Annotated in this window: 12 protein-coding genes; 11 read left to right on the top strand and 1 reads right to left on the bottom strand. The window is 68.8% G+C overall.

The genetic code is table 11. The features are described 5' to 3' along the window. Positions 1–118: 118 nt before the first annotated feature. From BHE97_RS09380 to BHE97_RS09350, 6 genes are all read left to right on the top strand, one after another. Positions 119–763, top strand: a complete 645-nt coding sequence (locus tag BHE97_RS09380; protein ID WP_087623780.1) for a hypothetical protein — start codon at positions 119–121, stop codon at positions 761–763. A 251-nt stretch (positions 764–1,014) separates the two neighbouring features. Next, a complete protein-coding gene (locus BHE97_RS09370; protein WP_087623778.1) occupies positions 1,015–2,700 on the top strand; it encodes a nitrite/sulfite reductase in 1,686 nt (561 codons plus the stop codon). After that, entirely contained in the window at positions 2,697–2,876 is a 180-nt protein-coding gene (locus BHE97_RS09365) for a hypothetical protein (RefSeq protein WP_087623777.1), read from the top strand. Before BHE97_RS09370 ends, BHE97_RS09365 begins: the two co-directional genes overlap by 4 nt. Continuing rightward, complete coding sequence (locus BHE97_RS09360; protein WP_087623776.1) at positions 2,873–3,631, top strand: sirohydrochlorin chelatase; 759 nt, start codon at positions 2,873–2,875, stop codon at positions 3,629–3,631. The genes BHE97_RS09365 and BHE97_RS09360 overlap by 4 nt, the downstream gene beginning before the upstream one ends. A 70-nt stretch (positions 3,632–3,701) precedes the next feature. Next, entirely contained in the window at positions 3,702–4,733 is a 1,032-nt protein-coding gene (locus BHE97_RS09355; protein ID WP_087623775.1) for an AbrB family transcriptional regulator, read from the top strand. Between the two features lie 163 nt (positions 4,734–4,896). Beyond that, positions 4,897–5,598 (top strand): pyrimidine reductase family protein, encoded by a 702-nt coding sequence (locus tag BHE97_RS09350; RefSeq protein ID WP_087623774.1) that lies wholly within the window; start codon positions 4,897–4,899, stop codon positions 5,596–5,598. A gap of 14 nt (positions 5,599–5,612) precedes the next feature. On the opposite strand, the gene BHE97_RS09345 is transcribed toward BHE97_RS09350, so the two are convergent. Then, the gene (locus BHE97_RS09345; RefSeq protein ID WP_087623773.1) at positions 5,613–6,158 is read right to left on the bottom strand and encodes a PadR family transcriptional regulator; all 546 of its coding nucleotides are present in this window, start codon (positions 6,156–6,158) and stop codon (positions 5,613–5,615) included. A 76-nt stretch (positions 6,159–6,234) separates the two neighbouring features. Between BHE97_RS09345 and BHE97_RS09340 the strand changes: the two genes are divergently transcribed. From BHE97_RS09340 to BHE97_RS09320, 5 genes are read left to right on the top strand one after another with little or no spacing between them, the layout of a single operon-like run. Further along, a complete protein-coding gene (locus tag BHE97_RS09340) occupies positions 6,235–8,637 on the top strand; it encodes a xanthine dehydrogenase family protein molybdopterin-binding subunit (protein ID WP_087623772.1) in 2,403 nt (800 codons plus the stop codon). A 10-nt stretch (positions 8,638–8,647) separates the two neighbouring features. Beyond that, on the top strand, positions 8,648–9,427 hold the full coding sequence (locus BHE97_RS09335; protein ID WP_087623771.1) for an enoyl-CoA hydratase/isomerase family protein: 780 nt from the start codon (positions 8,648–8,650) through the stop codon (positions 9,425–9,427). 1 nt (position 9,428) lies between these two features. Next, positions 9,429–10,319 carry an FAD binding domain-containing protein gene (locus BHE97_RS09330; protein WP_087623770.1) on the top strand — a complete coding sequence of 297 codons (891 nt, stop codon included), beginning with the start codon at positions 9,429–9,431 and terminating at the stop codon, positions 10,317–10,319. After that, complete coding sequence (locus BHE97_RS09325; protein WP_087623769.1) at positions 10,316–11,575, top strand: 2Fe-2S iron-sulfur cluster-binding protein; 1,260 nt, start codon at positions 10,316–10,318, stop codon at positions 11,573–11,575. The genes BHE97_RS09330 and BHE97_RS09325 overlap by 4 nt, the downstream gene beginning before the upstream one ends. Positions 11,576–11,577: 2 nt before the next feature. Further along, a complete protein-coding gene (locus BHE97_RS09320) occupies positions 11,578–13,161 on the top strand; it encodes a class I adenylate-forming enzyme family protein (protein ID WP_087623768.1) in 1,584 nt (527 codons plus the stop codon). Positions 13,162–13,203 lie beyond the last annotated feature (42 nt).

Here is a 13,203-nt window from a genome sequence, read left to right as displayed (position 1 = left end):
GCACGAATCCGGCAGGCGCGATTCGATCGCGCATCGAGGCGCGAGGGCCGTCTACGGTGTGCGGTATGGAAACTCAGTCCCGCCGGCTGCCACGCCGTTCGTTTCGGACGGTCGGCACGTGATCGCGCCACTCGGTCGCCGGCTCCTGATGGCGGGCACGACCTCCTTCGTGCTCACCATCGCCGCGATCCTGGCGCTGCACGCCGCCTCGTCCGTGCTCACCGTGGCTGCCGTCGCAGCGACCACCGTGCTGCTGGCCTGGTTCGGACATAGCGCGAGCAGTGCCGAGCACTCGGGATTGGCGGAGGTCAACGCCGCCTGGGCGCTTCCCCTCGCCCTGGTCGGCCGGGCCCGGTTCGGTGAGTTCCTGCCCACGCTGGTTGTGCAACTCGGTGCCGCACTCGTGGCCGGGTTCGGTGCCTCAGCCCTCGGTCCGCGGATCGGGGAACCGCTGCTGTTCGCCGATCCGACCTTCTGGCATGTGGGCCTGATCACACTTCTCACTGGCGTGCTCACGGCCTGGGTGGTCCTCGCGGTCGACGGTGCGGCAAGTGAAGCACTGATAGCCGTCCCGGCCATCGCGGCCGGCTCCGGACCCTCGATCGTCCTCGTCATCGCAGCGAATCCGGCGGTCACACTGGGCGCGGCGGCGGGCGGACTCCTGCCCTGGACGATCGCGGCGATAACGGCCGTCGGACTGCTGGCCGTGACCGCGGCGGCCGCCTTCGCGATCTCGCTCGTGGCGCCGGAGACATCCAGCTGATCTCATTCTTCGGACATAGTGTCCACAATGTGAGAGTCGAGTTTGTGTCGGACCCCCGGCGGCAACACACTGGTCCCATGCTCACCGCACAGACCGTCTGGCTCGTGGAACGCCTCCACGTGGACCTCGGCCGTGCGCGTTCGATGATGTGTCGCTGAATCCAGCGACCCCTTCTGCCTCCCCGCAAACCGGTCGCGCGGCATCTCCCCGCGTCTGAGCCCTGCCGTGCGCTCCTGTCCCGAAAGAGACTCATGGCATCTGCATCCGGCACCGACACCCGCCCCCGCACGCCGCGCCGCAAGCGTGGCGAGGGACAGTGGGCGCTCGGCTACCGCGAGCCCCTGAACGCCAACGAGCAGTCCAAGAAGGACGACAACCCGCTCAATGTCCGTGCTCGCATCGAGAACATCTACGCACACCGCGGCTTCGACTCCATCGACCCGGGCGACCTGCGCGGACGCTTCCGCTGGTGGGGCCTCTACACCCAGCGCAAGCCCGGCATCGACGGCGGCAAGACCGCGACCCTCGAGCCCGAGCAGCTCGATGACCGCTACTTCATGCTCCGCGTGCGCATCGACGGCGGTCAGCTCACCGTCGCCCAGTTGCGCACGATCGCCGACCTGTCGACGCGCTACGCCCGCGACACCGCGGACCTCACGGATCGCCAGAACATCCAGTTCCACTGGATCGACGTCCGCGACGTCCCGACGATCTGGCAGGAACTGGAGGCCGTCGGGCTCTCCACGCAGGAGGCCTGCGGCGATTGCCCCCGGGTCATCCTCGGCAGCCCCGTCGCGGGCGTCGCCGCCGACGAGATCATCGACGGCCGGCCCGCGATCGACGCGATCGAGAGCCGCTACATCGGCGACCAGGCCTTCTCGAACCTCCCCCGCAAGTTCAAGTCGGCGATCAGCGGCCACCCCGGCCACGATGTCGTCCCCCAAATCAACGACATCGCCTTCATCGGCGCCGTGCACCCCGAACACGGGCCCGGCTTCGACCTCTGGGTGGGCGGCGGTCTCTCAACCAATCCGATGCTCGCCAAGCGGCTCGGCGTCTGGGTCCCGCTCGACGAGGTCCCCGAGGTGTGGGAGGGCGTCACCAGCATCTTCCGCGACTACGGTTACCGCCGCCTGCGCTCGCGCGCCCGGCTGAAGTTCCTCGTGGCCGACTGGGGCATCGAGAAGTTCCGTGAGGTGCTGCAGGACGAGTACCTGAAGCGCGAGCTCATCGATCTCGACGATCCGGGCGCCCCCACCACCCCGTCCGATCACGTCGGCGTCCACCAGCAGAAGGACGGACGCTACTACGTCGGCGCCGCGCCGAGCGTGGGCCGCGTGTCGGGCACGCTGCTGCGACAGATCGCCGATGTCGCCGAGGCCCACGGCTCGGACCGCCTCGCGACGACGCCGATGCAGAAGCTGCTCGTGCTCGATGTCGAGGAGGACCGTGTCGAGTCCCTCGTGGCGGCCCTCGACGAGCTCGGCATGCGGGCACGCCCCTCGCAGTGGCGGCGCAACACGATGGCGTGCACCGGCATCGAATACTGCAAGCTCGCGATCGTCGAGACCAAGCAGCGCGCCGCCGAACTGGTCACCGAGCTCGAGGACCGCGTCCCGGAGCTCGACAGCCCGATCACGGTCAATGTCAACGGTTGCCCCAACTCCTGCGCTCGCATCCAGACCGCCGATATCGGCCTGAAGGGTCAGCTCGTCGTCGACGAGAACGGCCAGCAGGTCGAGGGCTTCCAGGTCCACCTGGGTGGAGCGCTCGGACTCGACGCGGGCTTCGGTCGCAAGCTGCGGGCCCACAAGGTCACCGCCGACCAGCTCCCGGACTATGTCGAGAAGCTCGCGCGCACCTATCTGGAGCAACGCGACGGCGATGAGACCTTCGCCGGCTGGGTCGCCCGAGCAGATGAGGAGCTCTTGCGATGACCACGAGGGCCATGCCGTACCACTGCCCGTACTGCGCCGACGAGGATCTGCGTCCGCACGGCGAGACCCACGGGGCCTGGGAGTGTCGCAGCTGTCTGCGCGCCTTCAGCCTGAAGTTCATCGGACAACTCAATCCATCCACCATCACCACCCATCCCGGAAGGAGGGAAGCATGACCGCACCAGCACTCGTTGCTCTTGCCCACGGCAGCCGCGATCCCCGATCGGCCGCCACTATCAATGCCCTGACGGAGCTCGCCCGCTGCATGCGCCCCGATCTCCGGATCGAGACAGCCTTTCTCGACCTGTGCGAGCCCGGTTTCGACGAGGTCGTCGACGGACTCGTCGCCGAGGGGTACTCGGAGATCGTCGTGGTGCCGCTGTTGTTGACCGAGGCCTATCACGCCAAGGTCGACGTGCCCCAGGCCGCGCAGGCGGCCACCGATCGCCACAGCGGACTGTCCATCCATGTCACGAAGGTGCTCGGCATCGAGTCGGCCTTCTTCCATGTGCTGGACCGGCGGCTGCGCGAGTCGCTGCGGAAGAACCGGGTCCGCGAGCTCGACGCGCTCGTCCTGGCCGGCGCCGGCTCCTCCGATCCGCTCGCGAATGCGATGATCTCTCGCGCGGCGCGCGCGTGGGGCGCCCATCACCGGCTCCCGACGATCGCCGCCTTCGCGTCGAGCGTGCCGCCCGCCGCGGGTGAGGCCGTGCGCCAGCACCGTGCGGACGGACGCCGGCACATCGCGGTCGGCATGCTGTTCCTCGCGCCGGGCGTCCTGCCCGATCGCGTCGCGGAGCTGGCCACCGAGGCCGGAGCCGTCGCGGTCGCGGAGCCGCTCGGGGCCGAGCAGGAGATCGCTCAGGTCCTCCTGGCCCGCTACGCCGTCGGCGCTGTGGAGTTGGTCCCGCTGGAGGCCATGTTCGCCTAAGCATCACCCGGCGAGCCCGTCGTACCGGGGCACCTGTGCCCTGGTACGACGGGTTCGTTAGTTTCACCGAGTGAGACGTGTCGGGAGGGTGCTGCTGCTCGCGGCGATCGTCGCGGCGCTCATCGGCATCCTGGAACTCCTGCACGTCTCGGCCGCCATGCTGATCGGCGCCCTCGGCGGCGCTCTCGTCTTCTCGCTCCTCCTGCGCCAGGACCTGCGATTCCCCGAGCCGCTCTACCTGCTGGGGCAGGCGCTCCTCGGGGCCTCTATCGGCGCCAGCATCGACCTCGACACCCTCCGCAGCATCGGCGGCGACTGGCCGATCGTCCTGCTCGTGAGCCTAGCCACGATCATCGGCAGCGTCCTCCTCGGACTCATGCTGAGCGCCCGCGGCACCATCACCCCCGAGACGGCGATCTTCTCCTCTGTTCCCGGCGGTGCCTCGGGTCTGACCGTCATGTCGCGGGATCTGGGCGCCGATGACCGGGTGGTGACCGTCCTGCAGTACCTGCGGGTCGTCATCATCGTGGCATCGCTGCCGTTCATCGTGAACCTCGTCTTCCACCCGTCGGGCGCGGGAACCTCGGCCCGGACCCCCAGCACCGAGCACCTCGTGCCGGCCCTCGCCTTCACCGCCGTCAGCGTCGCGGTGGGGTTGCTGCTGGGACGGTTCGCCCGGCTGCCCGCGGGAGGAGTCTTCGGGCCGATGATCGTCGCCGCGGTCACACACGGCTGGTTCGGCACCGTGGGCGTGCCGCAGGTGCTCCAGCAGGCGGCCTTCGTCTTGATCGGACTCTCGGTGGGCCTGCGGTTCACCCGTGCGGCCTTGGCGACGATCCGATCGCTGTTGCCGCTCGCGCTGCTGAACATCGTCATCGTCATGACCATGTGCGCGGCGATGGGCGCATGGCTCGCCCAGATGACCGGGCTGAATTCTCTGGACGGCTATCTCGCGACCACCCCGGGTGGCTTCTCCGCCGTGCTCGCCATCGCCACCACGACCGGCGGCGATCTCACCTTCGTGACGGCGGCGCAGCTGGTGCGGCTGCTCATCATCCTGGCGGGCGCGCCAGTCTTCGTCTGGTTCCTGCGTCGCCGCTGATCCCACGCCTTCGACGGCGGTACCCCAGCAACCTCTCGCCTCCCCTAGCGGTACTCCATCAACCCGACCGACGCCCGATAACGTTGACCAGCTACCGCCACCCGGGAGGCCACGTTGACCAGGCACCGCTGCGGACGGCGGGGCGCGCTTCTAGGCTGTCCTCATGCTCGACACGGTCGATCTGGCACGCCGCTACGCCTATCCCGAAGGCCTGGACCGTCCCTGGGTCCGGATGAACTTCGCCTCCTCGGTCGATGGCTCGGCCACCACCGAGGACGGAGTGTCCGGCGCTCTCGGCGGGGACCCTGATGCCACCGTCTTCGCCCTCCTGCGATCGCTGTGCGATGTCATCCTGGTGGCTGCCGGGACGGTGCGGGCGGAAGGCTACGAGCCGGTCAAGCCCGACGAGGTGCATGCGGAGCTCAGGGCAGAGCTCGGCCTCGACCCCGTGCCGCCGATCGCGGTCGTGAGCCGAAGTCTCGACCTGCCCGAGGCTCTCATCGCACCCGGGCAGATTGTCATCACCTCCGCCGCGTCACCCCCGGAGCGCCGCTCGGAACTGGCCGAGGTGGCGGAGGTCGTGGTCGCCGGCGAGGAGGTGGTCCACCTGCCGACCGCGCTGAAGGCACTGGACGACCGCGGCCTGCGCCGCGTGCTCTGCGAAGGCGGGCCTTCGCTGCACGGGGCACTCGCGGACGAGGACCTCATCGACGAGCTGTGTCTGACGATCGCCCCGGTGCTCGCAGCCGGTCACGGGCCTCGTATAGCGCACTCCGACCATTTCGCCGGAAGATCGCTGACACTCGGTCATCTATTGGAGGCCGAGGACGTCCTGCTCACCCGCTGGCTCCGCCGCCGCGGCTGAGCCTTGGCTGGCGGTCATTCCCCTTCGGCGTCCAGCCGCTCCGCGAACTCGTCCCAGAACGCCAGCGCCGCCTCCGTCATGGCGATACCGAGGTCTAGCGGCACCAGGCGGGGAGCCACGTCCTCGCGTCCGCCGAAACGCTTCTGGATCGCGCGGTACTCCTCCAGCCGCTCGGTGTGCTGACGGATCTGATCGCGCGCCATACGGCGCTTGGTATCAAGACTCAGCAGTTCGCTGAAGAACAGCTTGAGCTCGGCGACATCGCGGATCTGCATGGGCTCCGTGATGGGCTGATCGAGCCACTCGGCCAAGGCCTCGCGCCCCTCGGCGGTGATCGAGAAGGTGCGTCGCCGGCGGCCGTCGGCTTCCTCCTGCACGGTCAACAGGCCCGCCTCGACCAGGCGCCGCGGTTCCGAATAGAGCTGGGCATGCGGAAATGGCCAGAAATAGCCGATCGAGTGCCCCGTGGCCCGCTTCAGGTCGTACGACGTGGACGGTCCGCGTAACGCGATCAAGCCCAGGACCACGAACGAGGTGGCACTGAGGCGTTCGGTTGACATGCCATCATCCTAGGCCTACGGTCTTGTTCACACCGTATGTTTCAGACGGTGTGAACAAGACGATGAAGGATGGTGCATGAACCCCGTGAGCACGATGGCCAGGCTCGAGGATGCCCGACTCGTCACCGGCAAGGGCGCGTTCCTCGACGATCTGGACCCCTTGCCGGGCACGCTGGTGGCGGCCGTGGTCCGCAGTCCGCACGCTCACGCCTACATCACCTCGGTCGATCTCACCCGCGCTCGCGAGCACCCGGGTGTCGCGGCCGTGATCGGGCCGGAGGAGGTCGCCGAGGCCTTGAGCCCCTTCCCGCTCTCGCTGCGAGCGCCGATGGACTACTACCCCACCGGCACCGACAAGGTGCGCTACGTGGGAGAGCCGGTGGCGGTCGTCGTCGCCACCGATCGCTATACGGCCGAGGACGCCGCCGAACTGGTGGACATCGGCTACGACCTGGAACCCGTCGTGGTCGACGCGCTCGAGGCCACCGCGCCCGACGCACCCCTGCTGCACGAGGGTGCCGGCACCAATGTGGCCAGCGACCGCACCTTCGTCTTCGGCGAGGTGGACGATGCCTTCGCCGCCGCCGAGCACATCGTGGAGGGCGACTACTACTTCCCGCGGTACTCCTCCACCCCGATGGAGTGCTACAGCGTCGTGGCCACCTGGATCGACGACCCGGAGCGGCCCGAGGTCGAGATCTGGTCCAACTTCCACGGCCCCTTCTCCATGATCCCGGTCCTGTGTGGCGCTCTCGGCGTCACCACCTCCCAATTGCGGCTCCACGTGCCGGCCGACAACGGAGGATCCTTCGGCATCAAGTCCGGGATCTATCCCTATATGGCCCTCATGGCGCTCGCATCGCGTCACGCCCAGCGCCCGGTGCGGTGGTCCGAGGACCGCTCGGAGCACCTGCTGTCCAGCTCGGCGGGATCGGACCGGCACATGAAGGTTCGCGCCGCCGTCGACGCGGACGGGATCATCGAGGCGATCGACATCGACTTCGTCGAGAACGTCGGCGCCTATCTGCGTCCCCCGGAGCCGGCGACGCTCTACCGCTGCTTCGGCAACATGACCGGCGCCTATCGCATCGACACCGTCCGGCTCCGCTCCCGCGCCGTGGTCACCAATAAGTGCCCTACGGGCCTGAACCGGGGATTCGGCGGGCAACAGCTCTACTTCGCGCTGGAACGGATCATGGACGCCGCGGCGCGCACCATGGACATGGACCGGCTGGACTTCCGCAAGCGCAACCTGATCCACGCCGATGCCTTTCCCTATGCCACACCGACCGGTGGCATCTACGACTCCGGCGACTACCAGCGCGCGGTCGAGCTGCTGGAGGAACGGTCCGACTATCGTGCCCTCCTCGCGCGGCAGGAGGAGGCGCGATCCCGTGGCGAGCTGGTCGGAACCGGTGTCGCCCTCATCGTCGAGCCCTCGGGAACCAATATCGGCTACGTGGGCCTCGCGACACCCGCCGAGAACCGGCCCCCAGGTCGCGGGAAGTCCGGCTCCACCGAGCACGTACACCTCAGCGTCGACCCCCAGGGCATCGTCGGCATCACCCTCGGCACCGTGCCTCAGGGCCAAGGCCACGCCACCGTCGCACGACAAGTGGTCGCCAAGGAGCTGGACCTGCCCGAGGGTCAGGTGGTCCCCACCGTCGAGATGGACACCGCGACCACCGCGTGGACGATCACCTCGGGCAGCTACTCCTCGCGGTTCTCCCCGCTGCTCACCTCGGCCCTCGTCGACGCCTCGCGCGAGATCGCCCACCGCATCAAGAAGGCCGCCGCGGTGATCCTCGGCACCACCGAGGACGTCCTGGAGCTGCATCAGGGCACCGTCCGCGTCATCGGCGACCCCGACAAGTCCGTGCTGTTCAAACACGCGGCAGGCCTCATCCATTGGGATCCGGGCCGCCTTCCCGAGGGCGAGGAGGCCACGCTCGAGGTCAACGTGGCCTTCACTCCCCCGCAGGCGAAGGCGCCGTCGCGCACCGACCAGGTCAACTCCTCGCTCTGCTACGGCTTCGTCGCCGACCTTGTCAGCGTCCGGATCGATCCGGAGACGCTCGACATCACGATCGACGATGTCGTCAGCATCCACGATCCGGGGACGATCCTGAACCCGACCTTGTTCGAGGGACAGGTGCACGGCGCCATGGTGCAGGCCCTGGGCGGCGCCATGTACGAGGAGATGGCCTACTCCGACGCCGGTCAGCCGGTGTCCACCTTCATGGACTACCTGATCCCCACCACGGCGGAGTCGATGTTCCCCCTCACGATGGCGCATCTCGAGACCCCGTCACCGATGACACGGCTCGGCGCGAAGGGCGCCGGCGAGGGCGCGAGCATGAGCTTCCCGGTCGCCTTCGCCAATGCGGTCGAGGACGCCTTGCACCACCGCGGGGTCCGGATCGACTCGCTCCCGCTCCATCCGAATGTTCTCCACGAACTGCTGCATCTCAACGACTGAAAGGACCAGCATGCCCACCACCGGAGGCACCATCCATTTCGAGCGCAGCCACGACGGGCGCGTGGCCAATCTGACGCTCGACCACGGACGGCTCAATGTCGTGACGATGGAGATGCGCGCCCTGATGGCCGAGCGCTTCGCCGAGATCGACGCCGACCGGGACATCCGCGTCGTCGTGATCCGCGGCGACGGCGAGCACTTCACGTCCGGCGGCGATATCGCTGGTTTCATGGAGGTCGCCCCCTTCGACCTCACCGATCTCGGCCACGACATCACCGCGGCCTCGCGCTCGCAGAAACCCGTGATCTCCGCGATCGACGGCTACTGCTTCGGCGTGGGCCTCGAGCTCGTCCTCTCCACCGATATCCGCCTGGCCACCCAACGCTCCTCCTTCGCTCTGCCGGAGATGAAGCTGGGCATGATGCCGGGGTCCGGCGGCACCCAGCGGCTCTCGCGGCTGATCGGCCTCTCGCGCGCCAAGTACCACATCCTCACCGGTGAACGCTTCAGCGCGCAGCAGGCCTTCGACTGGGGTCTCGTCGCCAGCGCCCCGGAGGACCGCGAGGGGCTGGAGAGCGAGGTGGATCGCGTGGTGTCCACGCTGCTGGGCTTCTCGGCGGTCTCACTGCGCACCGCCAAGGAAGTGCTCGACCGTGGTGTCGACGGCCCGCTCGCGACGGGAGTGGAGCTGGAGCGCAAGGCCTACTCGATGCTGCGGGCCACCGAGGACTTCGCCGAGGGCGTGGCCGCCTTCGGTGAGAAGCGCACACCGCAGTTCCGGGACCGCTGACATGAAGGCTGCCCCGTTCTCCTACGTGCGCCCGACCTCACCGGAGGGAGTGCTCGCCGAGCTGTCCCTCGCGGAGGGAGAGGCCAAGATCATCGCCGGCGGTCAGTCGCTGATGCCGGTGCTGGCGATGCGCCTCGGCCGGCCGCCGACCCTCGTGGACATCTCACGGGTCCCGGCCTGGCAGAGCATCGACGTCGGCACGCACGAGGTGCGGATCGGAGCAGCCGTTCGTCAGCGTGCCGTGGAACGGCACCGCGATCTACGGGTTCCCCTGCTGTCCCGGGCATTGCCGTGGATCGGGCACCGGGAGATCCGGAGCCGGGGCACGGTGTGCGGCTCGCTCGCCCACGCCGACCCGGCCTCCGAGCTGCCCGCCGTGATGGTGACTCTCGGCGCACGGCTCGGGATCACCGGTCCCGGAGGCGATCGTGAGCTGCCCGCCGACGAGTTCTTCCGGGGAGCCATGACCACCGCCCTGGAACCCGGCGAGGTGCTGCGGCACGTCACCGTACCCCGGGCTCGCCGCGGACAGGGCTTCGGTTTCGCCGAGATGGCGCGGCGCCACGGCGATTTCGCTCTCGTCGGCATCACGACGATGGTGCAGACGGAGGGCGACCGTGTCGTGCGCGCGCTGCTCGGCGCGTTCGGGGTGGCAGATCGTCCCCGGCTCCTCGATGTGACCGAGACCGTCGCCGAGCCGCTGCGCGCGGCGGAGGAGGACGGCGCCTCCGCCGCCGTAGCCGAGGCTCTCGCCGATGCGGCCCGCGACCTCGTGACCACCGGCGGCGACAAGCACGCCAGCGCCGGCTACCGGCGTCGTCTGGTCCGCGTGCTGGGCGGCCGCGAACTCGTCGCCGCCTTCCGCGACAGCAGGAAAGGAGAATCCCGATGACCCTGCTCCTCGATCAGGCTGCCTCGGTCGTCGACCGCTGGCGACGGCGACGTGAGGACGCGGACACCGCGGTCACACGGTGCGAGGCCGATGAGCTGCTCCGGGTCGACCTCACCGTCAACGGCCGCCCCGCCACCGTGCACGTCGCACCCCGGGTCACGCTGGCGGACGCCCTGCGCGATCACCTGGGCCTCACGGGCACACACCTCGGCTGTGAGCACGGAGTCTGCGGTCTGTGCACCGTCATGGTCGACGGCGACGCAGCACGCTCCTGTCTGATCCTGGCCTGCCAGGTGGACGGCTCGGAGGTGGTGACGGTCGAGGGCATGGGCACGCCGACCGATCTCCACCCGCTCCAGGAGTCCTTCGGTGCCCATCACGCGCTGCAGTGCGGCTTCTGTACGCCGGGGCAGATCATGAGCGCCTACGACCTGCTCAGTTCCGAACCCGGTATCGAGGCGGCGGAGCTCCCCGACCGGCTCTCCGGTGTGCTGTGCCGCTGCACCGGTTACCGCAATATCGTCGACGCGGTCGCCGATGTCGCGGATCGGTATCCGCAGGGCGTGCCGGGTCCCAGGAACTGCGGCCATGCCGAGCCCCGGCTCCCACGGGCGACCTTGGGCGGCGCCGGCACACCCGCGACGCTGGAGGCGGCCGAGGCGGCATCCGGACCCGCCGAGATCGCCGTGCCCTCCGGCGAGCCGACGGCGGTGGTCACCGTCGACACCCACGCCGAGGCTCCCATCGACGCCATCTGGGAGATCATCGAGGACACCGAGGCGCTGGCGACCTGTCTGCCGGGAGCCGAGATCATCGCCGATTTCGGCGACGACCAGTACAAGGGCCGCATGCGCGTCAGCCTGGGTCCCGTGCGGCTCGCCTTCCTCGGCGACGTCAAGATCCTCGAACGCGACGATGCGACGCATCGGGTGAAGGTCATCGGCCAGGCCGCCGACGCCTCCTCCGGGGACGTGGCCGCGGTCGTCGACCTCACCGCGGAGTCGCGGCGGGACGGCGGCACCGACCTGCGCGCGGTCGCCGAGTTGCACATGGTGGGCCGCATCGCTCAATTCGGACGCGGTCTCGTCAACGACGTCAGCACGGACATGTTCCACCAGTTCGCGGCCAATATCGATGCCGCGTCCCGCGGCGAGGCTCCCGTCGAGGCAGCCCCCGCCAGCGCTCTCTCTATCGTGTTCACCCTCATTCGATCCCGGATCAAGGCGCTCGTGCGCCGGATCACTGGAAGGAACTGATCATGGACCTCGGCACGACCCTCACCTGGACGGCCGAACGCTTCCCTGAACGGGTCGCCTTCGCCGGCCAGCGACGGCTGACCTATCGGGAGCTCGACCGACGAACCGATCAGATCGCGAACCTGATGACCTCGCTCGGTGTGGAGCGCGGCGACCGAGTGGGACTCTTCCTATCCAACAGCGAGGAGATGGCCTCGACCCATCTGGCGCTCCAGAAGCTCGGTGTCATGTCCACGCCCTACAACATCCGGCTGGGCGAGTCCGAGCTGTCGCACTGCCTGACGGACTCGGCACCGAAGGTGGTCGTCGTGGACACGGTGGCGGCGGAGCTGGCCCGACGCGTGCTCGCGGAGGCCGCGATCCGGCCGGTGGTACTCACCGTCGGCGCCTGCGACATCGCGGGCAGCCTCGACTTCGAGGAGTCGGTCGCCGCCGCGGACATCTCCTCCCCCGGTATCAAGGTCGGCCCCGGTGACCACAGCGTGATGCTCTACACCAGCGGGACCACCGGACGGCCCAAAGGCGTCCCCCGTACCCAGCGCAACGAGCATGCCGCCTCCGTCGCACATGTCATCCAGGCCCGCTACCAGCCGGGCGAGGTCACGCTGGGCGCCATGCCGATGTACCACACCATGGGCCTGCGCTCGCTGTTGTCGATGATCGTCGTCGGTGGGACCTTCGTCGTCCAGCCGGTGTTCCGTCCCGATGAGGCGGTCGATCTCATCGAACAGGAGTCGGTGACGGCCCTGTATCTGGTGCCCACGGCCTTCTGGTCCATCGTCAACGGCGGTGGCGACATGGATCGCGTGGCACGCAGCGTCCGCAAGCTGGCCTTCGCCGGGGCGCCGATGACGTCCTCCTTGTGCGAGCAGCTGGTCGACCGGCTCCGGCCCGAGGTGTTCATCAACCACTACGGCTCCAGCGAGGTCTATACCTTCTCGATCGCCGACGACGCCGCGGCCAAGCCAGGCTCGGCCGGCCGTCCCGGCGTGTTCGGCAGGTGGCGTGTCGTCGACCCGGCGAGCGATGAGGTCCATGAGCCGCTGCCCCCAGGCCAGGAAGGCGAGATCGCCGTGGACCTGTGCTCCGACGAGGCCTTCTCCGGCTACTGGCAGCGACCTGATGCGGATGCGAAGTCGATCCGTCACGGCTGGTACCACACCGGCGATATCGGTCGAGTCGATGAGGACGGTGACCTATGGGTTGAGGGCCGGGTCGACGACATGATCCTCACCGGCGGTGAGAACGTGCATCCGGTCGAGGTCGAGGACATCCTCGCCCGTCATCCCGATATCGCGGAGGTCAGCGTCGTAGGCCTCCCGGACGAGAAGTGGGGACAGGCTGTCACCGCCTTCATCGTCCCGTCCCGCGAGGACGAGGACCCCGCGGCCCTGACCGATCGCGTCACGGACTGGATCAGGACCGAGGCCCCGCTCTCGCCCTACAAGCGTCCCAAGCGGGTCATCGTCATCGGGGCGATCCCCAAGTCCCCGGTGGGCAAGATCCTGCGCCGCAAGCTCGTCGCGGGCGAATACGACGCGCCCGCCATGACCGGCCCCGCGGCCGAGTCCCCCGTCACCACCTGAACCACCCCGGCCCAGCACCAGGGTCGTCGACAGAGATGAGCA

This window comes from Aeromicrobium sp. PE09-221 (assembly GCF_002174305.1).
Taxonomy (GTDB): Bacteria; Actinomycetota; Actinomycetes; order Propionibacteriales; family Nocardioidaceae; genus Aeromicrobium.
Note: the sequence above shows the minus strand (reverse complement) of the source record. Positions and strands in the feature narration are given on the sequence as shown.